24 protein-coding genes are annotated in these 25,748 nt (G+C 32.9%); 11 read left to right on the top strand and 13 right to left on the bottom strand.

Going from position 1 to position 25,748, the window contains the following annotated elements:
* Positions 1–57 precede the first annotated feature (57 nt).
* Positions 58–366 (bottom strand): 30S ribosomal protein S10, encoded by a 309-nt coding sequence (gene rpsJ / locus ACU68W_RS07480; protein ID WP_002836107.1) that lies wholly within the window; start codon positions 364–366, stop codon positions 58–60.
* 739 nt (positions 367–1,105) lie between these two features.
* Here rpsJ and ACU68W_RS07485 point away from each other — a divergent pair.
* On the top strand, positions 1,106–1,639 hold the full coding sequence (locus ACU68W_RS07485; protein WP_094223061.1) for an HdeD family acid-resistance protein: 534 nt from the start codon (positions 1,106–1,108) through the stop codon (positions 1,637–1,639).
* Positions 1,640–1,719: 80 nt separating this feature from the next.
* Here the strand turns inward: ACU68W_RS07485 and ACU68W_RS07490 are convergent, their stop codons facing one another.
* Together ACU68W_RS07490 and ACU68W_RS07495 are read right to left on the bottom strand one after the other, a co-directional pair.
* Positions 1,720–3,060: an MATE family efflux transporter gene (locus ACU68W_RS07490; protein WP_446756340.1), complete on the bottom strand. Its 1,341-nt coding sequence runs from the start codon at positions 3,058–3,060 to the stop codon at positions 1,720–1,722.
* 66 nt (positions 3,061–3,126) lie between these two features.
* Positions 3,127–4,098, bottom strand: coding sequence for a GNAT family N-acetyltransferase (locus ACU68W_RS07495; protein ID WP_446756341.1), 972 nt, complete (start codon positions 4,096–4,098; stop codon positions 3,127–3,129).
* Between the two features lie 156 nt (positions 4,099–4,254).
* Between ACU68W_RS07495 and ACU68W_RS07500 the strand changes: the two genes are divergently transcribed.
* Positions 4,255–5,085 (top strand): MIP/aquaporin family protein, encoded by an 831-nt coding sequence (locus ACU68W_RS07500; protein WP_446756342.1) that lies wholly within the window; start codon positions 4,255–4,257, stop codon positions 5,083–5,085.
* Between the two features lie 37 nt (positions 5,086–5,122).
* The gene (locus tag ACU68W_RS07505; RefSeq protein WP_446756343.1) at positions 5,123–6,181 is read left to right on the top strand and encodes a methyltransferase domain-containing protein; all 1,059 of its coding nucleotides are present in this window, start codon (positions 5,123–5,125) and stop codon (positions 6,179–6,181) included.
* 52 nt (positions 6,182–6,233) lie between these two features.
* Here the strand turns inward: ACU68W_RS07505 and ACU68W_RS07510 are convergent, their stop codons facing one another.
* The 8 genes from ACU68W_RS07510 to ACU68W_RS07545 all read right to left on the bottom strand — a co-directional run bounded on the left by ACU68W_RS07510 (position 6,234) and on the right by ACU68W_RS07545 (position 17,104).
* On the bottom strand, positions 6,234–7,277 hold the full coding sequence (locus ACU68W_RS07510) for a Fic family protein (protein ID WP_446756344.1): 1,044 nt from the start codon (positions 7,275–7,277) through the stop codon (positions 6,234–6,236).
* 157 nt (positions 7,278–7,434) lie between these two features.
* A complete protein-coding gene (locus ACU68W_RS07515) occupies positions 7,435–9,165 on the bottom strand; it encodes a proline--tRNA ligase (RefSeq protein WP_446756345.1) in 1,731 nt (576 codons plus the stop codon).
* Positions 9,166–9,430: 265 nt separating this feature from the next.
* The gene (locus ACU68W_RS07520) at positions 9,431–11,764 is read right to left on the bottom strand and encodes a hypothetical protein (RefSeq protein ID WP_446756346.1); all 2,334 of its coding nucleotides are present in this window, start codon (positions 11,762–11,764) and stop codon (positions 9,431–9,433) included.
* An 11-nt stretch (positions 11,765–11,775) separates the two neighbouring features.
* On the bottom strand, positions 11,776–13,830 hold the full coding sequence (locus tag ACU68W_RS07525) for an efflux RND transporter permease subunit (protein ID WP_446756347.1): 2,055 nt from the start codon (positions 13,828–13,830) through the stop codon (positions 11,776–11,778).
* 11 nt (positions 13,831–13,841) lie between these two features.
* Positions 13,842–14,432 carry a TetR/AcrR family transcriptional regulator gene (locus ACU68W_RS07530; RefSeq protein ID WP_446756348.1) on the bottom strand — a complete coding sequence of 197 codons (591 nt, stop codon included), beginning with the start codon at positions 14,430–14,432 and terminating at the stop codon, positions 13,842–13,844.
* Between the two features lie 302 nt (positions 14,433–14,734).
* Positions 14,735–15,991, bottom strand: coding sequence for an adenylosuccinate synthase (locus tag ACU68W_RS07535; protein ID WP_154254998.1), 1,257 nt, complete (start codon positions 15,989–15,991; stop codon positions 14,735–14,737).
* A 267-nt stretch (positions 15,992–16,258) separates the two neighbouring features.
* Complete coding sequence (locus tag ACU68W_RS07540; protein ID WP_094205151.1) at positions 16,259–16,507, bottom strand: hypothetical protein; 249 nt, start codon at positions 16,505–16,507, stop codon at positions 16,259–16,261.
* Between the two features lie 99 nt (positions 16,508–16,606).
* On the bottom strand, positions 16,607–17,104 hold the full coding sequence (locus ACU68W_RS07545) for a nucleoside 2-deoxyribosyltransferase (RefSeq protein WP_035112387.1): 498 nt from the start codon (positions 17,102–17,104) through the stop codon (positions 16,607–16,609).
* A gap of 105 nt (positions 17,105–17,209) precedes the next feature.
* On the opposite strand from ACU68W_RS07545, the gene ACU68W_RS07550 reads away from it, so the two are divergent.
* The 8 genes from ACU68W_RS07550 (at position 17,210) to ACU68W_RS07585 (ending at position 23,258) form a co-directional block, all read left to right on the top strand.
* Entirely contained in the window at positions 17,210–18,073 is an 864-nt protein-coding gene (locus tag ACU68W_RS07550; RefSeq protein ID WP_446756349.1) for an ATP-binding cassette domain-containing protein, read from the top strand.
* Entirely contained in the window at positions 18,073–18,825 is a 753-nt protein-coding gene (locus ACU68W_RS07555; RefSeq protein WP_278735396.1) for an ABC transporter permease, read from the top strand. The genes ACU68W_RS07550 and ACU68W_RS07555 overlap by 1 nt, the downstream gene beginning before the upstream one ends.
* A gap of 51 nt (positions 18,826–18,876) precedes the next feature.
* The gene (locus tag ACU68W_RS07560; protein ID WP_002837361.1) at positions 18,877–19,545 is read left to right on the top strand and encodes a response regulator transcription factor; all 669 of its coding nucleotides are present in this window, start codon (positions 18,877–18,879) and stop codon (positions 19,543–19,545) included.
* Between the two features lie 88 nt (positions 19,546–19,633).
* Complete coding sequence (locus ACU68W_RS07565; protein ID WP_446756350.1) at positions 19,634–21,046, top strand: sensor histidine kinase; 1,413 nt, start codon at positions 19,634–19,636, stop codon at positions 21,044–21,046.
* A gap of 100 nt (positions 21,047–21,146) precedes the next feature.
* Positions 21,147–22,178: a M42 family metallopeptidase gene (locus ACU68W_RS07570; protein ID WP_446756351.1), complete on the top strand. Its 1,032-nt coding sequence runs from the start codon at positions 21,147–21,149 to the stop codon at positions 22,176–22,178.
* Between the two features lie 510 nt (positions 22,179–22,688).
* Positions 22,689–22,853 carry a hypothetical protein gene (locus ACU68W_RS07575; RefSeq protein ID WP_002835797.1) on the top strand — a complete coding sequence of 55 codons (165 nt, stop codon included), beginning with the start codon at positions 22,689–22,691 and terminating at the stop codon, positions 22,851–22,853.
* A 12-nt stretch (positions 22,854–22,865) separates the two neighbouring features.
* Positions 22,866–23,015, top strand: coding sequence for a hypothetical protein (locus tag ACU68W_RS07580; protein ID WP_002835798.1), 150 nt, complete (start codon positions 22,866–22,868; stop codon positions 23,013–23,015).
* 69 nt (positions 23,016–23,084) lie between these two features.
* Complete coding sequence (locus ACU68W_RS07585; RefSeq protein WP_002835799.1) at positions 23,085–23,258, top strand: hypothetical protein; 174 nt, start codon at positions 23,085–23,087, stop codon at positions 23,256–23,258.
* 116 nt (positions 23,259–23,374) lie between these two features.
* On the opposite strand, the gene wecB is transcribed toward ACU68W_RS07585, so the two are convergent.
* Both wecB and ACU68W_RS07595 read right to left on the bottom strand, forming a co-directional pair.
* Positions 23,375–24,466 (bottom strand): non-hydrolyzing UDP-N-acetylglucosamine 2-epimerase, encoded by a 1,092-nt coding sequence (gene wecB, locus ACU68W_RS07590; protein WP_094207986.1) that lies wholly within the window; start codon positions 24,464–24,466, stop codon positions 23,375–23,377.
* Positions 24,467–24,520: 54 nt separating this feature from the next.
* Positions 24,521–25,747, bottom strand: a complete 1,227-nt coding sequence (locus tag ACU68W_RS07595) for a nucleotide sugar dehydrogenase (RefSeq protein WP_446756352.1) — start codon at positions 25,745–25,747, stop codon at positions 24,521–24,523.
* Position 25,748: the final 1 nt, after the last annotated feature.

Consider the following 25,748-nt stretch of genomic DNA (forward strand, 5'->3'; position numbering starts at 1 on the left):
GTGTGATATCCACATTAAAATTTACTTACAGCGGATTGCTTTACAATCATACTAAGATTAAAGTTTAATTTCGATATCTACGCCGGCAGGAAGGTTAAGCTTTTTAAGCGCTTCCAATGTCTTTGCGTTAGGATTAATGATATCGATTAATCTCTTATGTGTTCTTTGTTCGAACTGTTCTCTTGAGTCTTTGTATTTGTGAACAGCTCTTAAGATTGTAATAACTTCTTTTTCTGTTGGCAACGGAATAGGACCTGATACTTTAACGTCAGTTCTCTTAGCTGCCTCAACGATTTTTTGAGCTGATTGATCGATTAGTTCGTGATCATAAGCTCTTAGTCTGATTCTGATTTTTTGATTTGCCATTTAGGCACCTCCTCTATATTTTTGAAGAAGCGTCTTGCTGGGTTATGTTCATACACCCTCCCGGGTGTACAGTGACCTAAAATTTAAAAAACTTTTTTAAAAAGTTTAACCCATCGCCCTAATCGTGTAGGACTTCTCGGTGAAAATTACCTCGGAAGATTAATCACGTTTCCCGAGCAACCTTCCACTTCTACGCTTACTAACTTTAGGCACAACTGGTATTATACATTGTCTATACAACAATGTCAACACCTTTTTGAAGTTTTTTTGTAAAATTTCAATATTTTTACGAAAAATTTGTTTCCTTCCTTATTATATAATAAAAAGGGCGGGGAGTAAAAGTTATATTCTTGCTGAACGCATTTCAAAAAACAAAAATAATTTAGCACGAATATCTGTCTCCAAAAATAAACAAATTCAAAGCTTGTGAACCTAAAATCTCAAGTGCGAGCTTCGCTCTGGCACGAGTGAGATTTTTTCACGGTTCACTTCGCTAGAATTTGTGATTATTTTTTACGAATGATATTCTTAGCAAAAACTATTTTTGTTTTTATTGCTAAGAAGTGTCGTCAGTAATTTTCGGTAACATTTTTCGTTTTAACTTGCGACAAATTTTCATCCAACAATTTTCGTTTTAACTTTCAACAAAGTGTTGTTAATAATTTTTTTAATATTTAGTGAATAATATTCTTTAAATCTGGGTATATAAAGTATATCAACAATTTAAGGAGGTGTTAGTATGGTAGAAGAAAAGAAATCAGTTGATTGGATGTCTCTTATTACAGGTATTTGTTTTATTATAGTTTCATTCATAGCTTTTAAAAATCCATATGCCAGCTTAGTGAGTCTGGTGATTTATTTTGGAATAATTGCAATTGTTAAAGGCGTAGGCGGAGTTTTAATTTATAAAAATATAAAAGATTTTACAAGTCTGAACATAAAATTATTCTTTTGGATAAGCATAATAGATATAATACTTGGCCTCATTCTTGTTTTTAATGTCAAATCTGCTGTATTGATCATTCCGTATGTGTTCTCGATTTGGTTTATTATCGATTCAATCAACGATATTAGTTTCGGAAGATATCTAAGGTTTGTTCCAGGTGGACTTTACCATCTTAATATCATAATTAATATTATTACTTTAATTCTTGGAATTATGATGTTGTACAATCCTTTAAGAGCATCTTTTACGGTTGTATTTTTAATTGGAATGTATTTGACAATATCTGGCGTTAAATATATTGCATATGCTTTCAAACATGAGTATTAAAAAAATCGTCTCAAAATGATGTGTGCCATCTTTACCGGGTCATCCAGTAAGGATGGTACATATCAAAACGAGACGATTTTTTATATTTTAATGTTAACCCATTTACCTTGTCTAAATCTGATTGAATTGAACATGTATCTAGAGAATTGGTCGGAGAAGATTCCTAGCCATATTCCCACGATTCCCATTTCAAACACAGATACAAGGATGTATGTTACTACTGTCCTTATGATTGTTACACTTATGATTGAAGAGATTAATGTGTATTTTACATCACCTGCTGATCTCAAACATCCTCCGTAGATGATTTGTGAGATTTGTAGAAGGACTATTACTGTGATGAATCTTGCGATGATTTCTCCTGTTTCTATGATGGAGAGTTTGTCGAAGAACAAATGGAATATTCCTTTTCCAAATAACAACAATATCAAAGATAGTACAAGAGATATCATAAGTCCTATTCGTTGGCAGACTTTGCCGTAAATCTTGGCGTTTTCTTTCTTGCCAGCGCCAAGGCTCGATCCTGTTAGAACGACTGCTGCAACTTGCATCCCATCTGCGAACGAAAAACAAATACTTAGAAGATTCATTCCTACGTTGTGTGCTGCAAATGTGTCTGTTCCAAGTCCTGCTGCCATCAACGCCGTTGTCAAGAACCCTATTCTCATGGCTATATTTTCTACGAACAAATTGGTTCCAAGTTTTACGATACTTGTGAATACTTTAATTGTTGGCTTGATTTTCTTCTTGAAAATGTATTTGATTTGTACGAAACCATCTTTTCTGTAAAGCGATCTGATGCACATAATGCTACTTACGACTGTTCCAAGCACTGTCGCAAGTGCCGCTCCAGAAACTTCCATTTTCGGAAAACCAAAATTACCACCTATCAAGCAGTAATTAAAAAATATATTGACAATACTTGACACCAAGTTAGTTGTAAATGCAATTCTAGTGTTGCCCGATCCTCTTTGTGCTGCATTTATCGTCATACTCACCACGGAGAAAATCATTCCTCCCATGATTATTCTGAAATAATTCAGCGCATCAGTATGCGTGTCCGAGTTACTTCCTGCAAGTCTCAGAATACTATCCGAAAAATACACCATCACAGTGCTTATAACAACCGTTAGCACAAGTCCCATGATAATCGCTGTGACAAGTATTCTGTTTGCTCCTTCTTTGTCCTCTTCTCCAAGACGTCTGGCAACAAGTGCAGATGTTGCGATGTTTATGGAGAAGAATATCGCTAGTGCTATGAATTTGGGTTGGGTTGTAAGACCTACCGCTGCAACAGCAGAACTTCCAATCGAAGATACCATATAAGTGTCGATAATTCCCGCAAGTGCTATGAAAAAACTCTCCAACACCGACGGCCATGCGACCTCTATCGCTCTTCTGTAAAAATTCTTATTCTTCATCTAATCATCCATTCTAAAATTCAATCTAAATAAAATTATCTATTACATCATACTACTAGCAAAAAATTAATACAAGTTAGCAAGGATGATTCTTACAGTTGAATACTCTTCATTAGTATATACGACCTCAAATCCTAAGCTCAAAAATAAATTCAACGAAGGATTGCTGGTACCAATATTATCGTATAGTTCATCTATATCTAATTTTTTTGCCAAATCAATCAAAAACATCAACGCTCTTTTCCCGTAGCCATTGTTTCTGTATTCATCTTTTACAATTAGACTGCAAATCCACCTATCATCTTCCTTATATATACAACATTCTCCGACAGGCTTGTTATGACCCATAATGTAATAGTAAAATCTGTCGTCAGAGTTTATCCATTTGTCATACCAGCTTTTCCATTTTTCTTCTGAGAAATCAATAGCTCCACCGTATTTTTGATTGAAACTCATCGTCTTTTCATCCGCCAACAGTTCTTTTCTGAAATTCATCTCATCGTATTCCGGAATCACAAAATCACATTCGTAGTCTTCATCAATCATAGAATACATACAAGAATCTACAACACCTTGGTTGTTTGTGGCTGATTTTCTAAGACATCCTTCGTATTTCATATTTGCGTTCATCATTACTTTTCCACTTGCAGAGTTTCTCACATCGTGTGTGGCTTCAACTCTTACAGCGTGTTTTTCTTCAAACAAATATTTTAACATTAGTTTCAAAGACTCGGTCATTATTCCCTGTGACCAATAATCGCATGCCAAGCAGTAGCCAATAGCGTAAGTCTTCGGATTTTCTTTGATTAAACTAGCAGATATACAACCAATGTTTTCATTATTAGTGTTACAAATCGCAAAGTACACATTCTTGTCATCATTTATCCATTGTTTTATGATTTTTTCTGATTCTTTTAGTGATGTGTGAGGCTTCCATGTCAAAAACTTCGTAACTCTGCTGTCACTTGCCCAATTTTCATACATTTCGTCTGCATTATTTATTGTAAATTTTCTTAAAATCATTTTGTCAGTTTTCATAATTGCACTTCCTTTTTTATATAATACCATATTATTTTCTTTGCACTAACCACTTTTAAGATAGAAAGTTATCAATTTCGTTGACTAGTTATATTTTATAATTTATAATTAAATCACGATAATGTTTATCGTTAAATAATTTCTGGAGGTGAACTAATGAGTTCAGAAGATAACAGTTGTTGCTGCGAAGTTGTAACAAAAGAAAGCCTCATACACGGTTGTGTCGGTGAAATAATCGGAACGTTTTTGATGTGTTTTTTAGGTATTGGTTCTGTGTGCACCGCTACTTTATACCAAGCTCACACCGGTCCATTCCAAGTTGGTGTCGTATGGGGAGTCGCAATCGCTTTGGGAATTTACGCTACAAGAAATTTATCTTGTGCGCATTTTAATCCCGCGGTTACTTTTGCTATGTGTATTTCAAAAAGATGTTCTTGGAAAAATTTCCCTGTATACGTATTGGGTCAATTCATTGGAGCTATTCTAGCTGCAAGTGCGCTTTGGATATTTTTCGCTGATTCCGTGAGAGAAAATTTAGCTGCAGCTAATTTAACAATGGATGTTGCAACTCCTGCATCTAGTATTTGGTGCGAAGTGTTCCCTAACACAGCAAACGGCGTAATCAGTATGCCTGTCGCAGCTTTTTCGGAAGCGCTTGGAGTTTTCATTTTGGTTATGATTATTTTTTCAATGACTGAAGGTTGTAACGTAGGTAGACCAAGTGATGACTTGTTTCCATTATTCATTGGTCTAACGGTTACAGTATTGATTTGTACGATTGGCCCTATGACTGATGCCGGACTAAATCCAGCAAGAGATTTGGGTCCTAGAGTTGTTGGGTGGTTTGTCGGTTGGAAAAACATCGCTTTTTCTACAGACGCATTCATCGTCTATACTATTGCTCCATTAATCGGAGCTGGACTTGCAGCCATTTTCTTTACAAGGGTAATTGAGCCAATGCAAAACTCTAGAAATAATTGTTGTTAATGTTATAATAATATTAGAATAACATTAGGAGGTATTTATGGAAGATATTAGAAAACAAGTTTCAGAATATTACAGCAATATAACTACAGAAAAAGAAGGCAAAATGCAAACTCAAATCTGTAGTTGTTCGGATAGTATGCCACTTCACATCAAAAAAATAAGAGGAATGGTTCACCCAGAACTTTTGAAGAGATTTTACGGTTGTGGCTCTCCAATTCCATCAGCACTTGAAGGATGTACTGTGTTGGATTTGGGATGTGGAACAGGTGTGGATGTGTATGTCGCTTCTAAATTAGTCGGTGAAAATGGAAAAGTAATCGGCGTCGACATGACAGATGACCAATTGGATTTTGCCAGAAAATATCAAGATCAAATGGCCGAAAAATTTGGCTACAAGAAATCAAACGTAGAATTCAAAAAAGGTTACATTGAAGATTTGAAATCATTGGGTATTGAAGATGAATCTGTTGATGTTGTAATCAGTAACTGCGTTATCAACCTTTCTCCATTCAAGGAAGAAGTTTTCAAAGAAGTGTGGAGAGTTTTGAAAAAAGGTGGAGAATTATACTTCTCAGATATTTTCGCTGACAGAAGGGTTTCTGATGAAATTTACCAAAACCCTGTATTACGTGGTGAATGTTTAGCCGGTGCAATGTATGTAGAAGATTTCAGAAGATTATTGCATAAAATCGGCTGGGAAGATTTCAGATATACTAAAATCGCTAAGGCACCAATCGAAAACAGAAAAATCGAAGAATTAGTTGGAAATGTGAACTTCACATCAAGAACTGTAAGAGCTGTGAAATTACCAGGAATTATCGAAGATAGATGCGAACAATACGGACAATTCGTAACTTATCGTGGAGGTATTTTAGGTAGTGAACACTACTTCGACCTTGACGATCACCACAGATTCTTTAAAGATTTGCCAATGGCAGTGTGTGGAAACAGCTGTGCAATGATCGAAGAAACTAGATTTAAAAAATACTTCGATGTCGTTGGAGATAGAACAAATCACTTTGGTCTGTTCGATGGTTGTGACGGCCCAGGAAGTGAATGTGATTGTGATGGAGACAGCGGTTCTTGCTGTTGCTAATAAAAACAAAAGCTGTGAGAAAACTCACAGCTTTTTTGATTTTACGCCAGTATCACGCTTTAATATATTTAGTTGCTCTTCCACTACCGATTTGTTTGATTAAATGTGTGTCTTTTAATTCTTTCAAGGCTCTTTCAATAGTTCTTTGAGAAATATCTGGACAAAGCATAACAATATCAGACTTTGACAATGGTTTTAACGTTTTTTCGAAAACTTTCATAATTCTCTCAGCAGATGTCAAAGATTTTTCTCCGATAAGTCTGAATCTCTCATCACACTCAACATATGCTTTGTAAATAACTGATAACATATATTTTATAAATGGCAACTCGTTATTTTCTCCAGAATGCCAATTCTCGCTTGATGCTTGTAATTGTTCATAGTACATATCCTTAGTATCTTCAATTATCATTTCCAAGGAAATATATTTCCCCACAAAGAAACCATTTTTGTATAAAAGTAAAAGCGTCAACAGCCTAGACATTCTACCATTTCCGTCATAAAAAGGGTGAATACACAAAAAATCATGCACCACAGATGAAATTAATAACAATGGTGGTACTTTTAATTTTACGGCTTCATCATAAGCACTTATCATTTTATCGATATAATTTTCCGTTTCAAATGCAGACACTGGCTGAAACCTTATCTTTTTCTCTCCAAATGCATTTGTTTCCACAATGCTATTATCGATAGTTTTGAATTTCCCTTTATGACTTTCAGAAGAGTAATAATACAACCTACTATGAAGAGTCAAGATATTATTTTTCGTAAAGTCAATATTTGAATAATTTTCGTGGATAATATCCAACACTTCCCTATATCCATATATTTCTTCTTCATTTCTATTTCTAGGTTCACTTTTTTTCTTCATTAACTCTTCTAATCTACTATCATTTGTAGAAATTCCTTCGATTGCATTAGAAGATTTTGTTGACTGAATCTTCGCAACCTCCACCATCTTTTCAAGTACATCAGAAAAATTTGCTACATAAAGTTCCTGTTTGCCTTTATATTCGTAAATTTTTGATATCAAATCGTACATATTTGCAGGAATATTCAGATTTAATAATTTTGAATAATCAAACTCTCTCATACATTCTCACCATCTTTCTCGCCATTATACCATAAATGGCGTAGATAAATCAATATTGGCGAGATTAATCTCGCCATTCTTATTAATTTGGCGTAGATAAATTAAATGTGGCGATAAAAAAACTACGAGCCTTATCACTCGTAGTTCTCGTTTTAAATTATCTGTACAATCCACCAACTGATTTTAAGTTAGCGTTGATGATTTCCATTACTTTTTCGTAAGCTTCTGTTGATGACATTTCTACATTTTCAAGTGTTTTTCTTTCAGAAAATTCTACTATGTCCTCAGCTGCTTTCTTTCCTACAGTTATTCTTAGCGGAATTCCTATTAGGTCACGGTCGTTAAATTTTACTCCTACTCTTTCTTTTCTGTCATCAAGTAGAACTTCTACTCCTTGAAGAAGTAGCTTTTCGTAAAGTTTTTCTGCAAGTGTATTTTGTTCTTCATTTTTTGTGTTAACAACTGTGATGATTACGTGATATGGTGCTACAACTAATGGCCAAATCATTCCCTTGTCATCGTGGTTTTGTTCTACAATTGCGCTGACACTTCTTGTTACGCCAATTCCGTATGATCCCATCCAGAAGAATTGTTCTTTTCCATTTTCATCTAAGAATGTTGCATTCATACTCTTGGAATATTTTTGTCCCAATTGGAAGATATTTCCGACTTCGATTCCTCTTTTGAATTTCAATGGAGATTTTGTTTCAGGATCGATATCTCCATCTTGTACCATCAACAAATCTTCTACGATTTCTCCTTCGAAATCATCCCCGTAGTTTACGTTTTTGATGTGGTAGTTTTCTTCATTCGCTCCAACGACGAAGTTTTTCATTTGTGTAACTCTTGAGTCAATTATGATTCTTGAATCTAGTCCGATTGGTCCAGTAAATCCTGGTGAACTGTTCAAAGCTAGGATGTCTTTTTCTTCCATCATTTCGATTTCGTGTTCTGGACATTTCAAATAACTTACAAGTTTGGACATGTTAAGTTCACGATCTCCTGGTATGAACACTATTACAGGTTTTCCTTCTACCATCAAATCCACAGCCTTCAAGCAATGTGCTGCGTCAACGTTCAAGAAATCACTTACTTCTTCAATTGTTTTGCAGTTTGGTGTGAGGACTTTTTCTGATGGAAGTTTTTCTACATTTTCATCGTTTACTTGATAGTATACGTATGCTTTTTCATCTGTTGCTGCGAAATCACTGTCATCGCTGTAGCAAATCACACCTTCACCTACATCGCTTAATGCGATAAATTCGTGCGAACTGTTACCACCCATTGCACCACTGTCTCCTGCTACGATTTTGTATTCCAAACCAAGTCTATTGAATACAACTTCATACGCTCTCCACATATTCATGTAAGCTTCACGCATCGCTTTTTCATCTACATCAAATGTGTAAGAGTCTTCCATCAAAAATTCTCTGGAACGGTTGATTCCAAATCTTGGTCTTTTTTCATCACGGTATTTTGTTTGGATTTGGTAAATATTAAGTGGAAGTTGCTTGTAGCTTTTGATTTCACCTTTTACTAGATCTGTAAAATATTCTTCGGCTGTTGGTCCAAGGCAGAATTCACGATTGTTTCTGTCTTTAAGCTTGAACATTTCCGGTCCAAATGTCTTCCATCTTCCAGATTCTTCCCAGATTTCACGAGGTTGAGTTACTGGCATGTGGATTTCTTGTGAACCGTAGTTGTCCATTTCTTCACGAACGATGTTTTCTACTTTTCTTACAATTCGATAGCCCAATGGCAAATAACTGTACAATCCTGCTGCTGTTTTTCTAATCATGCCAGCTCTTAATAGAAGCTTATGGCTTGCTATTTCTGCATCTTGTGGATCCTCTCTTAAAGTTGGCATATAAAATTTATTCATTCTCATAATTTACATGTTCCTTTCTTTGTGTATGTATATGTATCTAAAAAAAGATCCTCCGTCACGAAGACGAAGGATCGCTATACCACTTCTAGTTTGTTAGTTATAAGGTGACAACCCTATGATTTTGACATAATCTCCGAGTTAGGTTCATTCTATCGTAAATGAAAGTTTCCACCTTACACTTTCTCTCTGAAAAATCGTATAGAACTAATATTCTCTTCATCGATACATTAGATTGTATCAGAATAGAATGTTTTTGTAAAGATTACTATTTTATTTTTTCAACAATTCTTGATTTTGTTTCAAAATTATTGTCTGTTCCTGTGAATGAAGAATCTTTTACTGCCAAATCACTCATAGCGTCAATAATATCTTTGAATTTGTTCAAATCTTTTGTCTTGTTGGATAATTCATCAATTCCTTTTTCTTTGTATTCTTTTAGTTTGGAGCTGAATTCTTTTTGTCCAGAAGCAAGCTTGTCGCTACCTGATTTTAATTGTCCAGTTGATGAATCTAATTTTCCAAGTCCATCATTTAACATATTGATTGCATTACTCATTGGAATGATTGCTTTTTCATTGATTTGTGACAATGAAGATAAAAGAGCTGATTGTTTGTTGAATTCTTGTAATCCACCAGATAATTTTGATGAGCCTTCAACTAACGCACTTGAATTCTTGTCCAATTCTTCCATTCCATTCAAAAGCATTGCCATTGCTTTTTCGTTTTGCAATGTTCCTTCTTTTAATGTTTGTGATCCACCTTTGATTTGACCTGTTGCATCGTCAAGTTTGTCGATGGAATCTTTCAATGTTGATAATCCGTCTGCGCCATTCAATGCGCCACCCATTTGTCCCAATCCTTGAGATAATTGGTTAGAAGAATCTACTAGTTTTGCTTTTGATTGATTCATAGCAGCTGATGTTCTCATAAGTGCATTGGATAAATCAGCGTTTCCTTGTGATAATGCAGTTGAGCTTTGTGCTAGTTGTGCCAATGCTGCTTGTAGTTTTTGTTGCCCAGCATTTTGTGAACCAGCATTTCTGATGGATTCTGCTTGAACGTACATTACATTTTTTTGTGCTTGAAGATATGCAATTGTATCGTTTAGTTGTCCTTCTTCGTTGTTTGCTTGTAATTGTTGGATTGCATTGTTCAATCCTTCTGCTGAGCTTTCAAGTCCACGTGCAATTTTTTCTGTGCTTGCACTTCCATCAGCACCACCTGCAAGTTGTGCAACTTGTTGTAATTTTTCGTTGAATTGTGCGCTTGAATCTTTTAATTGTTGAGATTTTCCTGAAATTTGTTCAACTGTATCTGCTAATTGACCATAACTTCCTGCCAAGCCATTCAATCCGTTTGATAATTGTGATGATTTTTCAAGTAGTTGGTCTTTTTGTGCAGTCATTTCTTTCATATTTTCAGTTCCAGCTCTTAATTGTGAAGTCGCATCTTTTAATTTGCCAACTCCATTGTCCAAATCAGTTGCACCTTTGGCTAATTTTTCGGAGCCTTCTTTGATTTTAGCTGTGTTTTCTTTGATTTTTCCAACTGCAGCTGTGTAGTCAGAAATTCCGTTGTACAATTTCAAGCTACCGTCATTCATTTGAGCTACATATCCTTGGATAGGACCTACTTTTGATTGTATTCCTGAGAATTTGCCTTGCATTTGTTGTGTAGATGATGCAAGTTTTTGTGAACCTGAGTGAAGTTTTGTAACTCCTGTTTGCATTTGTGAAATTCCTGAGTTTAGTTTGTCTTGTCCTTCAGATAATTTAACTGATGCATCTACAAGTTTTTGTGAATTATCTTGTAATTCTTTAACACCGTTTTGAAGTTTATCCAATGAGTCGATGTTTTTCTTTTCTTGGAAGAATTCGTTAGTGATTACAGAATAGATTTCTACTGGTTTGTAATCCTTGATGTCCATTTCAACTGAAACTTCGTCCTTGAATTTGTCCAAATTTTTGTCTTCTACAATCCCTCTCAAGTTTTGTTTCATACCTGGTGTCATAACTGTAGTTACTATTTCGTTCTTGCCGTCTTTTACAACTTTGATATCATCTGATGTGACGTTTTCTACTTTTTCATCATCAAATGTCATCGCTGCTACAACGACATATGGTGAATATACATTTCTTGATTGTCCGTCAATTGTTTTGGCTTCGTATCTGTTATTTTTAGAAGTGATTACAATCTTCAAATGACCAGACTTACCTTCCAATTCAGAAGCTTTCATTTCTTTTCCATCTAAGAAGTATTTTACAGATACATCCACTGGAAGTTTTTTGTCAGTGTCACCTTTGTAGTAGATGTCTTTTTTGTTTTCATCTAATTTCAAATATCCGTTTTCAGATTTTAGTTCTTTGTCTGTTTTCAAATCTTTTACATTTGTCAAATTAGATTTGTCGTTCGCTTTTATATTTTTATCTGAATTTAACCACACAGAAACTGATTTGTCTTTGATTTCGTTGCCTTCTACTGTTACATAAACTGTTTCTGATTTTTTGATTAAATCTTGTTGTTCTGCAAATGATAGGTTAGCAAATGTCATTGAAGATACTAATGACAAGGCTAAGATTTTTTCAATTTTTTTCTTCATAGTCTTCTCCTTTACGCTAAATTTTTAGTTGTTTTCTTGATAAATGGGAATGTAACACTCAATATTGCTGGAAGTAATATTATAATTACAAGCATACTGATAATTGCTCCCCTAGCAAGTAACGTACATATTGTGGATACTATTTCCATTTTTGAATAAATTCCTACACCAACTGTTGCTGCCATGAATGATAAGGCACTTGTAACAATTGATTTGGATGTTTCTCTTACCGATGTTTTCAACGAACCATTTACATCTTTAGTCTTTCGATATTCGTACAAGAATCTGTCTGTCATCAATATAGAATAATCTATCGTAGATCCCAATTGAATTACGCCGATTACTATCGATGTGATAAACGGAATTGTTTGATTGAAGTAGAATGGGATTGCCATGTTGATTTGAATTGCAAGTTCTATTGCAGCTATCAAAACAACTGGAATTCCAAATGATTTGAATGATATTGCGATGATTATGAATACTGCAATCAATGATGCTATATTAACCATCTTGAAGTCTTGGTCAGAAATATCTGTCAAATCGTCTGTAAGAACAGCTTCACCTGTCAAATATCCGTCCTTGTCGTGTTTTGCTATTACATCACGCATTTGTGTGATTTGTTTGTCTACTTCGTCAGATGCTGTTTGGTATTCTGAATTAACCATAAGCATTTCGTAGCCGTTTTTTACGAAGTTATCTCTGAGTTTGTCTGGCAAGAATGTCGCAGGAATTGTAACACCTGTGATTGAATTCGTTCCGACAACTGAATTGATACCGTCGATGTGTTCTATTTCATCAATCATAGAATCCATAGCAGTGTTAGATAAATTATCTTTTACAACGATAAAATGAGTACTTGCCATGTTATAGTCTTTCTTCATTTTATTAAGAGATACTATGGAGTCCAAATCTTGTGGCAATGATCTATCCAAGTTGTAGTATAATTTTGTGTTTACAGATCCATAAATTGCTGGAATAAATAACACTACAAATACAATTGCCAACACTTTTCTCTTATCTACGACGAAGTTTGGTAATTTGGTAAATTCTGGAAGCAATACCTTGTGATTGTATTTGTCCACAGCTTTTTCTGTAAGAAGTAGCATTGGTGGAAGAACAACCAAAGTAGATAAAAGTCCTATGAATACACCCTTACTCATTACAAGACCGATATCTTTACCTAATGATAATCTCATCAATATCAAAACTAAGAATCCTGCAAAAGTTGTAAGTGAAGATGAGAATAACGATGAGAATGTCGCCTCAATAGCTTTTGCCATTGCCTTCTTATGTGTGTCTCTCTTTTTCTTTTCCGCTGCATATCTGTGATACAAGAAAATCGAATAGTCCATCGTTACGGCAAGTTGCAACACCGCTGCAATCGCCTTAGTAATGTAGGATATTTGTCCTAAGAATATATTAGTCCCAAAGTTATAAATAACAGCATATCCTATATTCAACATAAATACGAATGGAATTACAGTCGATTCATTCGTCAAGCTCAACACCACAAGTCCAAGTGCTACAGCAAGCATTACATAAATCGGTGTTTCCTTATCTATCAAATCCTTCGTGTCTTTTACAAGAGCACTAATACCACTCAAGTATTTTTCTTTGGATTCGATTTGTTTGATTTGATCTATAGCCTTCATAGTTCTCATTGAAGATGACGATTCACTAAACTTAACCATCATTAAAGTACTATCTTTTGCATAGAACACATCTCTAATATCATCTGGCAAAAATTCGTTAGGAACAGTTGGTCCCAAAATCGAAGTCTTGGATATAACATCCTCAACCCCGTCGATTTTTTGCACTTCTTCTCTTAATTTCTCGGCATCATTATCGGTGCCTTTTAAAATCAACATCCCAGTAGCTGCATTTTTGAAATCTTTGTCCAAAATAGTTTGGCCTTGAGTTGATTTCAAATCAGTTGGCAAATAAGACAAAATATCGTAGTTAATATTAGTCGCCTTATAACCAATTATTGATGGAATCAACAACAAAGTCATAACCAAAAGCACTAGCTTGGGATGATTAGCTATAAATTCTGAAAATTTCTTCATGTAAATCACCCTTATCTATTTAAAATTTGTTTAATCACCTCAACCAAAACAGACTTCATTTCATCAATCGATAAAATAGAATCCTTTCTGATTGCAAGCTTACAAGTTGAAATCACAGTTTCGATAGTCAAAGACAGAATATACAATTTTTGTGAATCAGAATATTCTTTTGAGAACAACTGTGAATACTTGTTCAAAATATATTTCAGAGCAGTGTCTGTTTCAGAAAATCTCTTATCATTTTCTACCTTAGCATACAACGCCCAGTTCAAATTACTCGCAACAAGTTCAAACTCAAAAGGATTAGCAATATAATAATCAATAATATAATCCAAAAAACTAATAAACCTTTCAACATGATCTTCTTGTGTGCACTTCTTCTCTGTTTCCACAACCAAATCTGTAAGCTTCTTCAGGACGATTTGTTCCTTCAAATCTTCCTTATCCTTAAAATAAGAATAAAAAGTTCCCAATCCCAAATCAGTGTTGCTCATAATATCTCTGATAGTTGTCTTTTCGACACCTTTTTTCTCAAATATCTTAACCGCAGACTGAATTATTTGTAATTTATTATCTTTTTTCTTTTCGTCCAAATGCGACACAACTAACCTCCTTTCATCTATTGAACACCGTTCATTTCTTTTGACGTTTTATATTGTAACACTTTTTTGAACTACGTTCAACATTTTTCCTAATTTTTTTATTTTTATTTTTATAATTTAAAACGTTGAAAATCCAGCATTTGTTTTGCAAATTTCGTTTTTATTTGATATTTTTCAATTTCATAAAACAAAATTTTTGAAATTTTGTAACATTTTTTTATAAATTTTCAGGAGTTGGAGTCTGATGTAAATTCAGGCAAAAAAAAACCGTGGATCTAGTCCACGGTATAATTTGCAATATTTTATTTTATATTCATGATAAAATCTCTCTTTTCCATAATTTCTTCTGTTTTTGGACCATAAGAAACGTAAGAGATTTCTGTGTCTAACTCTTTTTCGATAAATGTCATGTATTTCAAGAAGTTTACTTCAAACACATCATTCCAACCGTCAAATTCTTTGTAGATTGGTTTTGCTTTTTTGAAATCATTTGAAATGAATGGCATTTTTTGTTCAACGCCGTCAATTTCATATCCAACGCATACTTTTACTTTGTCGTAGCCGTTTAATACGTCTGCTTTTGTCATGACGATTGAGTTGATTTTGCTCTTTTTGATTGCATAACGAAGTTGTGCAAGGTCAATCCAGCCTACACGTCTGTTTCTTCCAGTTGTAGCTCCGAATTCATTACCCAATTTTCTAAGCTTGTCTGCTTCTTCATCAAATAATTCTGTTGGGAATTCCCCTTCTCCGACTCTGGATGTGTATGCTTTTACAACTCCCATGATTGTGTCATCATCAGTCAATGTAACATCTGCTGCTGATGCGCTGTAAGCAGTTGTTGTGCTTGATGTAACGTATGGGTATGTTCCTGAGTCTAAGTCAAGCATGATTCCTTGAGCACCTTCGAAAAGAACTTTTTTGTTTTTGATCTCTTCTTCGATTTCAGATGCTGATGTGAATGTAACGCCCAATTTTAATAATTGGTCGAACTTGTCAAGCAAATAATTTACTGTTTCATCGACATCGATGTGCATTTTACCTTCGTAAATGTTGTTTTTCAAATAAACTATTTCTTCAACACGTTCTCTTAACAATTCATCGTCAAACAAATCAATAATTCTAACGTTTTGTCTAGCAGCTTTGTCTTGATAAGCAGGTCCTATACCTCTTTTTGTAGTTCCGATAGGATTTTTTCTCATAGATTCCAATAATCCATCTTCTTCTTTGTGGTAAGGTAGAACGATAAATGTTTCTACATCGACCATAAATCTCTTGGAAATTCCTGGGAAATCAGCTTCCAAAACTTTCAACTCTTCAATCATTTGTTCTAATTCGATTACCATTCCTTTTGCCAAGAATCCCTTAGAATCTGTGTCAAAAGTTATTGATGGTAGTAAATGATGTACGTACTTTTTGTCTTTAAAATAAATAGTATGTCCTGCGTTGGCACCACCTGAAGATCTTACAATAATATCATTAAATTGAGAAAAATAATTTACAACCTTTCCCTTACCTTCGTCTCCCCATTGTGCACCAATTATCGCTAATTTATTCATAACAACTTCCTTTCAAATTATTAGATTCATTTAACTGTTAAGTTAACTACAAATCACAACTACTAATTATACCATATTCCCACATTTAAAAATAGTGTAAAACAGGTAATTTGACTGATTTGTTATTTTGAATTATTCTTTCATTTATATTATACACCAAGTTATATCTAATTCTGATACCAACAAAAAAGTCCTCACAAAATCTCCACCAAAATCCAATGAGAACTTCGCTATGTTACGACAAGAATATTTCAATTTTCTATTAAATCATATTAAAATTAAGAAAATTACGTAAAAAATTACCAAAGACAAAATTATGCCAATTTTTAACTTTTTTGATATTTCCGATAAAAATATATTTGCGGCAAAGCTAAACATATTTATTCCCACTAAAAGAATCAATGTGATTTTTGGTAATTGAATATTTCTCTTGTTAACTATAAATATTAAAATTACTGTTATTAAATAAATTAATTTGCATATTCCAGATAAGTACTTGCTTTTCATTCTTCTCATTCTTCTCCCTCTTGATAGTGAATATTCTTATCACTTATATGATAAATTTTCATTTACCATTTGTCAATAAAAAAACTAGCTATTTCTAGCTAGATTTTTCTAATATTCTCTTTTAATAATATTCACGATTTCTTTCTTGTAATCGTCTGTGTTTGGATAGCCCACGATGAAATATCCCTTGTCTTTAACTTGGCCGACTATCATTTGGTTTCTGTATAATTTGTTCTCTCCAGTTCCCAAATACCTCATATCTGTGACAAATCCGATGATAATTCTTTTCTTGTCAGTTAATTTGTATTCTTCTTCATAATCTTTCATCACAGAAAAAGCCATAATTTCTCCTGCAACACCATCGTCAATCGACAATCCATCAAGACAAGCTATTAAAACATCTGCTTCTTTTAACTTCGCCATGTCATTTCTTGCGATGTCGATGTCAGTGATTGTAGCATCATTGTCTTTTTTGTTGTTTATCGAATCATTTCGTTGTGGCACATACAAATCAATGTCCACTTCTTTCTCTATAAATCTCGCCAAATCTTCAGTCCAACGAAACATAGCGTCGTTGAAGAAATGTGATGCAAAATATCCTTTCATTTTTCACCTCAATTAATTTTATCATAATAATTTACCTAAATTATATACCAAATGCACTTTAAATCCACACCCGCATTTTATTATATAGATAACAAGGAGGAGCTTATGATTAAATTAAATAACGTTAAAGTTCAATACAAAGACAATATTGCTATTGATATTAAAGATGAAATCGTCCTAGAAGATGCTCATAAAATAGGAATTATTGGATCAAATGGTGCCGGAAAATCCACGTTAATTAAGGCAATTTTGGGATTAGTTAATTATAGTGGAAGCATTTCAAGTGATATACCCAAAGAAAAAATTGCAGTTCACATGCAGTTTAACAATTATTCAGAAACGGTAAAAACAAAAGATATTATTCAAATGATTACTAATAAAAAAATAGAATCAGATGAAAATTTGATGGATTTAATAAAGTATTTCGATTTCGAAAAATTGCTTCATAAATCATTTAAAAAATTATCTGGTGGAGAAAAACAAAAACTCACTTTAATTTTGGTTATGTGGCAAAATTCTCCAGTCACTATATTTGATGAGGTAACAACAGGGCTAGATTTTGTGAGTCGACAATCATTAATGGAAAAAATAGTAGAATACTACAAAGACAAGTCGACAACAATCCTCATGGTTAGTCATTATTATCAAGAATTAGAGGATATTTGTGATAAGTTGTTGTATTTACATGAAGGAAAAGTTCTTTTCTATGGAAAAAAAAGAGAGATGTTCTTAAAGTACTGTACAAGTTCAGTTATTTTAACCGAAAAAAACAGTATAACAGAATCACTTATACCAAAAGATATAAGATTAGAAGCAATGGAAAACAAAATAGCTGCAGGATTTCATGATTTAAATACAGAGAAAAAATTGATATCATCTCTTGTGGATAATGATCAACAATTCGAACGTTTGAATGATTCTATTGAACTTACAGTTCTTAATGCATTGAAGAAGGAAGGAGCAAAATAATGAACAAATACATTTTTAAGTTTGAAACAAAGTTACTTTTACAAAACTTTACAAGTTTATTTTTCGGAATGGTATTTCCAATATTGATGTCGTTTCTAATAATATCGGGACTCAAAGATGTTCCTGCACCTCTCATTGATGAGGTAAAAAGAAGCATAGTTTTAAGTATTAGTATTATAAGCCCATTTTCTATATTCTTAGTTGGATTATCAGCATTATTTGCTAAAGATTTGGAAGAAGGTGTCTATGATAGGTTAGACTTGTTTTCAATTAATCATTTATCAATGGCAAAATACAAATTTATAGTCTATTATTTATTCTGGACTGTATGTAATATTTTTTATTTTGGGGTTATGAAATACGCTTTAGGTGTTAATATTCCTTTAATATCAATAATAAAACACACAGGATTTGTAACTTTGATTGCTGTTGCTTCTTTTTTTATCGGATATTCTATTTGCATATTCTTTAAAAAATTCTCTATTTCTTTTTCCCTTTCAATGGGAATATACTTTTTTAGTATGATACTTGGAGGAATGATGGGGATTCAAGTAGAGGATATGCCAAAAGGGATCAAGAAGATTGCACAATTAATTCCAATTAGTCACTTTTCTTCTATAGAATATGTGAATGAAGTAGCAAAAGGAGCAAAATTAAACTATTCATTCTTTCAATCTTTAATCGTATTAGTCTTATTATCATTAGTATTATTTACTATATCTATTTACAAAAACAAACGCAAATCGAACTAACAACTACATTTTTTATCAACTTATTATATAATTATTGTAGGATGTGATGGTATGAAAAAAATATTCTTTTTAGAAGACGAATTGCAAATAAGAGAGATTTTAACCGAATACATGAAAATAGCTGGATTTGATGTGTGTCAAAGTTCAAATGGCGATGAAGCGATTAAAATTTTAAGTAGTAATAGTTTTGATGCTATCATCTTAGATATTATGGTCGAAGGAGAAAGCAGCGGAATAGATGTATTAAGGTTTATACGAAATACTCCGTCTATATCAAACTCAAACGTATTGATGCTGACTGCTCTTGACGATTTAAATACTCAAATTAGTGCTTTTGATCTGTATTGTGACGATTATATTGTCAAGCCAGTTCAGCCAATACTATTGATTAAAAAACTAGAAATGATAATGAAAAGAAGAAGTTTTTCACAAAACACTTCACAGGTGGGATTATCGTTAGATGAAGAAGGTTTTCGTGTATTATACAATGGAATGGATTTGAAATTAACAGTTACAGAATTTCAAATTATGTCGTTGTTTCTAAACAATCCAACAAAAGTATTTTCAAGAGAAAATCTCATTAATTCTCTCTACAACACAGATTTTTATGGAAGCAGTAGAACTATAGATTCCCATATAAAAAATTTGAGGAAAAAACTACCCAAAGACTTTATTAAAACAGTTATAGGAGCGGGGTATAAGTTAAATGAAGAAGCCTAAATTAAATATTTCATCAAAAAATTTTCTCTATAATATCATCCTCACTCTCTTGATATGTACTATTATATTTTCCTATATGGCTTTTTATATGCCCAATGTATACTTAGAAAAAAAAATAGAATCAGCAGAGAATATTGCATCATCAGTTCATGATTCATTTATAAAAAACAAAAATTACAATAATCTAAATGAAATCGCAAAAGAGGGTATGTATTCATATTTTATTCCTAAAGGAAAAGATAAAGTTGTGTTTTCAGGTCTGCGATTTAATTTAAGTATGACAATTAAAAATGAAAATATAAAAAATCTTTTACGCTCTCTTGAAACCGATGAGTTCAAAGAGATAAATTCTAAAAATTCTGAAAGATTAATAAACCCTTTAATAAAAGAAGCAAAAAAAGAACTAGAAAAATACGTTATAATTGATAGTTACAGTAAGATCAATAATGTATCAAAAGACACTTTTAGTATTAAAAGAAAGAATAATTCAATACTAATCAAAGCAGAGTCCAAAACAAAAGATTCTATCGCTACTAATCTTATTTTAATATCAAAACATTCTGAAGGAACTTATGTTTCTATATATCCTTATATATTTAACAGCATTTCCGATATAAAATCTACTGTGATTTCTGCATTTCCTGTGATTTTCTTGCTTATAGTAATGATAGTGTTCTTACTAAATAAAATCTACTCAAAATCAATAACACAACCAATTCTAAAGATGAATAATTTCACTAAAGTATCCAAAAACCAAAAAAACGCCAAATATGATTTGGAAATTCATACTAACGATGAGATCGAAGAACTTTCTAATAACTTGAAATTACTGTACGAAACACTAACTGAGAATTATAAAATATTAGAAAAAAACACGAAGAAAAAAGAAATCTTCATCAAATCTACATCTCACGAATTGAAGACACCTCTTCAAACTGCTATTTTATTGAATGATAGTATGATTGAAAAAATAGGAAAATACGAAGATACCGACAAGTACTTGCCAGAACTTAGGAAAAAATTATACCAAATTCAAATTCTAATAGATGATTTATTATTCATGAATAAAATTGATGAAAATCCGATAATGGAAAATTTGAAATTATCAGAGATAATGAAAGAATCCGTTAAAAATCATCATGATTTAATAGCTGAGAAAAATTTGAAAGTAACGATTAAAGGAGAAAAATCCGACATAGTAGATTATGACCATTTCAGAATAATTTTTGATAACTTACTAAAAAACGCAATAGAATACACAGATTTCGGAGGAAACATATGCTGCGATTTTAATGATGTTATTGAGATTTCAAACAATCCTACAACTGTAGATAAAAATCTTTTAAATAAAATCACACACCCTTTCGTATCATCCACAAAAAATAAATCTAAAGGAATTGGAATGTATATCGTCGAAAACTTACTTGAAGATATGAATTATAAAATTAAAATAGTGTATTCAAACGAAACATTCACTGTGAAAATTTTAAAAACCAATTAATCTCGTAATCATTAACGAAAATATTAACTATGAGCTCAAATAATTGAAACAATGTGTTTATATGTGGTATCATAAAAATATATTTTAGGAGGTTCTCAATATGGAAAATTTAGATTTTTTACAAGAAATTTTAATGACTTCTTCTCCATCTGGCGACACTAAAGTCGTTATGGAAAAAGTTAGAAAAAAATTCGAAGAATTAGGAAAAGTTGAAATCAACTTCACTAACAAAGGTGCAATGGTTGTTACTCTTCGTGGTGAAACTGACGAAAAACAATCTACATTTGCAGCTCACGTAGATACATTGGGATTAATGGTTAAAGAAATCAAACCTAACGGAAGATTAAAAACATTCTTAGTTGGTGGATACGCATACAACTCTGTTGAAAATGAATACGTAACTATCTCTACAATGTCTGGCAAAAAATACACTGGTACATGCTTAAACGACAAACAATCAGTTCACGTTTACGGCCCAGAAACTAAAAGCAACGAAAGAAACGCCAAGACTATGGAAATCAGAATCGACGAAAAGATAGAATCAGCTGAAGATGTAAAAAAACTTGGAATTAACGTTGGCGATTTTATATATTTAGATTCAAGAACACAATTAACAGAAAGTGGATTCGTAAAATCAAGACACTTAGATGACAAAGCTTGCGTATACGTATTATATGAAACAGTAAGATATTTTGTAGAAAACAACATCACTCCAAAACACACACTTAACTTCTTCATCTCAAACTACGAAGAAGTTGGCCACGGTGCATGCTACGGAATTCCAGAAGAAACTGACGAATTCATCGTTGTAGACATGGCTGCTCCTGGAGATGGACAAACATCTTCTGAATTTAAAACAACTATCTGTGCAGCAGATTCTTCAGGCCCTTACGATTTGGAATTAAAAGAAAGATTGGTTAGAATTTGTGAAGAAAATAATATTGCCCACGCAGTTGACATCTATCCATTCTACAGTTCAGACGGATCAGCAGCATTAGAAGCAGGATATAATTTGAGAGTAGCTTTGATTGGCCCTGGTGTTGATGCATCACACGCAATGGAAAGAACTCACCAAGAAGGATTACAAGCATCTATCGATTTATGTATAAAATACATCGAAGACAAGAAATAAATCAAACTTAATTAGCCGAATAATTCGGCTAATTTTTTTGTGTAAATAGCTTTATTTCGCTAAATTTCTTTGCAATCACCAATATACATTATCAATTTTCTCAAAAATTTTCCCAAATTTTTAAAATGATATCTGTTTTCTTTCGGGAAAATTACAGGAAAACATTGAGTAACTGGGAAAAATTTATTTTTATTATAAAACTTGAACATATCAACATTTGTTTTCCCGAAAAAATATTTATCGAATAAAAATAAGCCTATTATGAAAACGGTATGCACAAAAATCATTCGTTTTCCTAATTTTTCTTTACAAAAATTTTTCAAAAAACTTTGAAAAAGTGCTTGACATAGCTGTTTTATGGTTATATAATACTTATTGCAATGAGGGATATGAAATGAATTATCATTTGGATATCCAATGAATATTAAACTCGATAATTTCTGTTTGGTGAATAATCAATTATTACCAAATAGAAAATAACATATAAATATTAAATGAGGGGGAACTAAAATGATTAAGAATAACAGAAAATATTTAGATTTTGCAAAGAAAACATCTCTTGGTTTGAACACAAACATGTCATCAATGACATTCGCAAGTGTCGATCATTTTAACGAAAGATTCTCTCCATTGTTTGGATCAAGAAGAATCTTCAAAAACAGAAAAAACGCATAGGGGGTAAAATTTATGAGAAAAAATAATATTAGAAAAAGTTCACAAATTAGTTTTAACACAAGTATGGCGAGCATGAATTTTGCTCAAGCGGATAACTTTTACGAAAGAATGACACCATTATTTGGTTCAAGAAAATTAAAGAAAAACAAAAAACAAGCGTAATAACTAAACAAATTAAACAAATAGTAACATCTTAAAAGAATAATAAACAATTAATAGGGGGAAAATAATATGTTCACAAAAACAACACAAAAACAAATCAGAAATTTCGGTAAAAACTGTACAGTAAGCTTAAGCTCAAACATGGCAAGTATGAATTTTGCACAAATGAATGACTTCTACGAAAGAGTTAATCCTCTTTTCAATACTGAAAGAAAATCAAGAAAGAGCAAAAAACAAGCTTAATTAAATAATTCAATTCCAGATTAAGATAATTGAGAAAATCCAATCTGTTAACGTATCAAATTTATTTGACGTTTAAATACAAAATCCAACTTCATGTAGAAGTTGGATTTTTTTGTTTATAGATTTTTGGATAAAATGTCACAGATTCTTTCAGATGCGTGGCCATCTCCGTAAGGGTTTGTGGCTTCACTCATTTTGTCGTATTCATTTTTGTCAGAAAGAAGTGTGGTCATTTCGTTGTAGATGTCTTCTTCACAAAGCCCAGTTAATTTTAATGTCCCTGCCTCTACCCCTTCAGGTCTTTCTGTTGTGTCTCTCATTACTAAAACGGGCTTTCCAAGTGCTGGGGCTTCTTCTTGAATTCCACCTGAATCTGTCATTACGAAGAATGATTGTTTCATGAAGTTGTGAAAATCAACTACATTCAATGGTTCGATAAGTTTGATTCTAGGATGATTGTCAAATACTTCGTTTGCGATTTCTCGTACTTTTGGATTCAAATGTATCGGATAAATCACATATATATCTTCATTTTCGTTGACAACTCTTTTGATTGCTCTGAAGGAATTTTTCATGGATTCTCCCAAGTTTTCCCTTCTATGCATTGTTAGAAGAATCATCTTTTTACCTTCGATCAAATTTTCGTTAGAATAATTGTCACGTACTGTTGTTTGAAGTGCGTCTATTACTGTGTTTCCCGTTACGAAAACTTTGGATTCATCTTTGTTTTCTCGTAGCAAATTATCCCTTGCAGTTGTAGTTGGTGCGAAGTGGAAATCTGCCAACGATCCTATGGCTTGTCTGTTAAATTCTTCTGGATATGGAGAGTATTTGTTGTAAGTTCTAAGTCCTGCTTCCACATGACCTACTGGTATTCTCAAATAAAATGCAGCAAGTCCTGCAACAAAACTTGTCGAAGTGTCTCCGTGAACCAAGACAATGTCTGGTTTTTCTTCTTCTAATATAGATTTTATTTTGTCTAAAATAGTTGTGGTAACATCGAACAAGCTTTGTTTTTCTTTCATGATATCCAAGTTGTAGTCTTCTTTGATTTCGAAAACATCCAATACTTGGCGTAGCATTTCTTTGTGTTGTCCAGTTACAAGTACACAAACTTCGAATTCGTCTCTTTTTTTGAGTTCTTTCACAAGTGGACACATTTTAATCGCTTCTGGTCTTGTCCCAAAAACCACCATTACTTTTTTCATTTTTTACCTCTTTTGAAAAAAAGGCGCTGCAAATTTAGCGCCCTTTGATTTGTTTTATAATTTGTAGAAATTGTATTTGTTATCAACATCGATGTTTCTTGTATCAAGTACAACTTTGCCTTTTAATACATCCATGTTTTCTCTGATTTCGTCGTGACCAATCATCACGATTACAAAATCAACATCGTCTAAGAATTTGTTCAAATCGTGGTATTGATTTTCCACAACTTCTCTTTTCACCATTGGATCGTAAACTTTCAATCCATCTCCCAAATGTTCTTTTTGGTGTTGTAACAATTGAAGTGTTGGAGATTCTCTGACATCGTCTACGTTTTCTTTGTAAGTCAATCCGTAAATACCAACTCTTGAAAAATCTTTTAAGTTGTTTTCTTGCATAATATTGTAAGCACGTCTAAGAACATATTCTGGCATTGAATCGTTGATTTGACGAGCTTTGTAGATTATTTCAGTAAGAAGTGGATAATCTCCAACTAAAAACCATGGGTCAACTGAAATACAATGTCCACCTACACCAGGTCCTGGTGAAAGAATGTTAACTCTTGGGTGTTTGTTAGAAATTTTGATAACTTCATTGACATCAAGTCCACCTTGGCGACAAATCTTAGCCAATTCGTTTGCGAATGCAATGTTGATATCTCTAAATGTATTTTCAACAACCTTTGTCATTTCAGCAGTTTTGATGTTAGTTAGATTGATTTCACCTTTGCAGAACGTTGAGTACACTTCTTTAACTTTTTCGCCGTATTTTGGATCGTCAGCTCCGATTGTTCTAGCGTTGTGTTCCAATTCATAAACCATGTTACCAGGAATAATTCTTTCTGGAGCGTGAACCAAGTTTAATTTCTTGCCTGATTTTTCCATGTATTCATTAACAACAGGTCTGACATATGTGTCGATTGCTCCCGGTGAAACTGTTGATTCAACAACTATAATCGCATCTTCTTCTGCAGGTTCCAAAACTGATTCTACAGCTTTTACTACATAAGAACAATCCAATTTCTTAGATACAGGATCGTATGGAGTTGGTGCTGTAATAATATAGAAAGAAGTGGACACTGGTTTTAATGAAAAAGTGATGTCTGAATTCAAAGCTTTTTCGAAAAGCTCATCCATTCCTTTTTCTTCAAAAGTTAATTCTTTATGCTTTAATTTTTCAATTACTTCTTCTTTAATATCTGTTCCAACTACCTTGTTGCCTGATGTTGATAGCATCAACGCTGTAGGTAGACCTATGTAACCTAAACCAATTACATTAATCATA

It is taken from the genome of Finegoldia sp. P2-F-LR (assembly GCF_052932265.1).

Bases quoted from the DNA above. Each gene is read 5' to 3' on its own strand.
- rpsJ (WP_002836107.1), bottom strand. From the start codon at position 366: ATGGCAAATCAAAAAATCAGAATCAGACTAAGAGCTTATGATCACGAA.
- ACU68W_RS07485 (WP_094223061.1), top strand. From the start codon at position 1,106: ATGGTAGAAGAAAAGAAATCAGTTGATTGGATGTCTCTTATTACAGGT.
- ACU68W_RS07490 (WP_446756340.1), bottom strand. From the start codon at position 3,060: ATGAAGAATAAGAATTTTTACAGAAGAGCGATAGAGGTCGCATGGCCG.
- ACU68W_RS07495 (WP_446756341.1), bottom strand. From the start codon at position 4,098: ATGAAAACTGACAAAATGATTTTAAGAAAATTTACAATAAATAATGCA.
- ACU68W_RS07500 (WP_446756342.1), top strand. From the start codon at position 4,255: ATGAGTTCAGAAGATAACAGTTGTTGCTGCGAAGTTGTAACAAAAGAA.
- ACU68W_RS07505 (WP_446756343.1), top strand. From the start codon at position 5,123: ATGGAAGATATTAGAAAACAAGTTTCAGAATATTACAGCAATATAACT.
- ACU68W_RS07510 (WP_446756344.1), bottom strand. From the start codon at position 7,277: ATGAGAGAGTTTGATTATTCAAAATTATTAAATCTGAATATTCCTGCA.
- ACU68W_RS07515 (WP_446756345.1), bottom strand. From the start codon at position 9,165: ATGAGAATGAATAAATTTTATATGCCAACTTTAAGAGAGGATCCACAA.
- ACU68W_RS07520 (WP_446756346.1), bottom strand. From the start codon at position 11,764: ATGAAGAAAAAAATTGAAAAAATCTTAGCCTTGTCATTAGTATCTTCA.
- ACU68W_RS07525 (WP_446756347.1), bottom strand. From the start codon at position 13,830: ATGAAGAAATTTTCAGAATTTATAGCTAATCATCCCAAGCTAGTGCTT.
- ACU68W_RS07535 (WP_154254998.1), bottom strand. From the start codon at position 15,991: ATGAATAAATTAGCGATAATTGGTGCACAATGGGGAGACGAAGGTAAG.
- ACU68W_RS07540 (WP_094205151.1), bottom strand. From the start codon at position 16,507: ATGAGAAGAATGAAAAGCAAGTACTTATCTGGAATATGCAAATTAATT.
- ACU68W_RS07545 (WP_035112387.1), bottom strand. From the start codon at position 17,104: ATGAAAGGATATTTTGCATCACATTTCTTCAACGACGCTATGTTTCGT.
- ACU68W_RS07550 (WP_446756349.1), top strand. From the start codon at position 17,210: ATGATTAAATTAAATAACGTTAAAGTTCAATACAAAGACAATATTGCT.
- ACU68W_RS07555 (WP_278735396.1), top strand. From the start codon at position 18,073: ATGAACAAATACATTTTTAAGTTTGAAACAAAGTTACTTTTACAAAAC.
- ACU68W_RS07560 (WP_002837361.1), top strand. From the start codon at position 18,877: ATGAAAAAAATATTCTTTTTAGAAGACGAATTGCAAATAAGAGAGATT.
- ACU68W_RS07565 (WP_446756350.1), top strand. From the start codon at position 19,634: ATGCCCAATGTATACTTAGAAAAAAAAATAGAATCAGCAGAGAATATT.
- ACU68W_RS07570 (WP_446756351.1), top strand. From the start codon at position 21,147: ATGGAAAATTTAGATTTTTTACAAGAAATTTTAATGACTTCTTCTCCA.
- ACU68W_RS07575 (WP_002835797.1), top strand. From the start codon at position 22,689: ATGATTAAGAATAACAGAAAATATTTAGATTTTGCAAAGAAAACATCT.
- ACU68W_RS07580 (WP_002835798.1), top strand. From the start codon at position 22,866: ATGAGAAAAAATAATATTAGAAAAAGTTCACAAATTAGTTTTAACACA.
- ACU68W_RS07585 (WP_002835799.1), top strand. From the start codon at position 23,085: ATGTTCACAAAAACAACACAAAAACAAATCAGAAATTTCGGTAAAAAC.
- wecB (WP_094207986.1), bottom strand. From the start codon at position 24,466: ATGAAAAAAGTAATGGTGGTTTTTGGGACAAGACCAGAAGCGATTAAA.
- ACU68W_RS07595 (WP_446756352.1), bottom strand. From the start codon at position 25,747: ATGATTAATGTAATTGGTTTAGGTTACATAGGTCTACCTACAGCGTTG.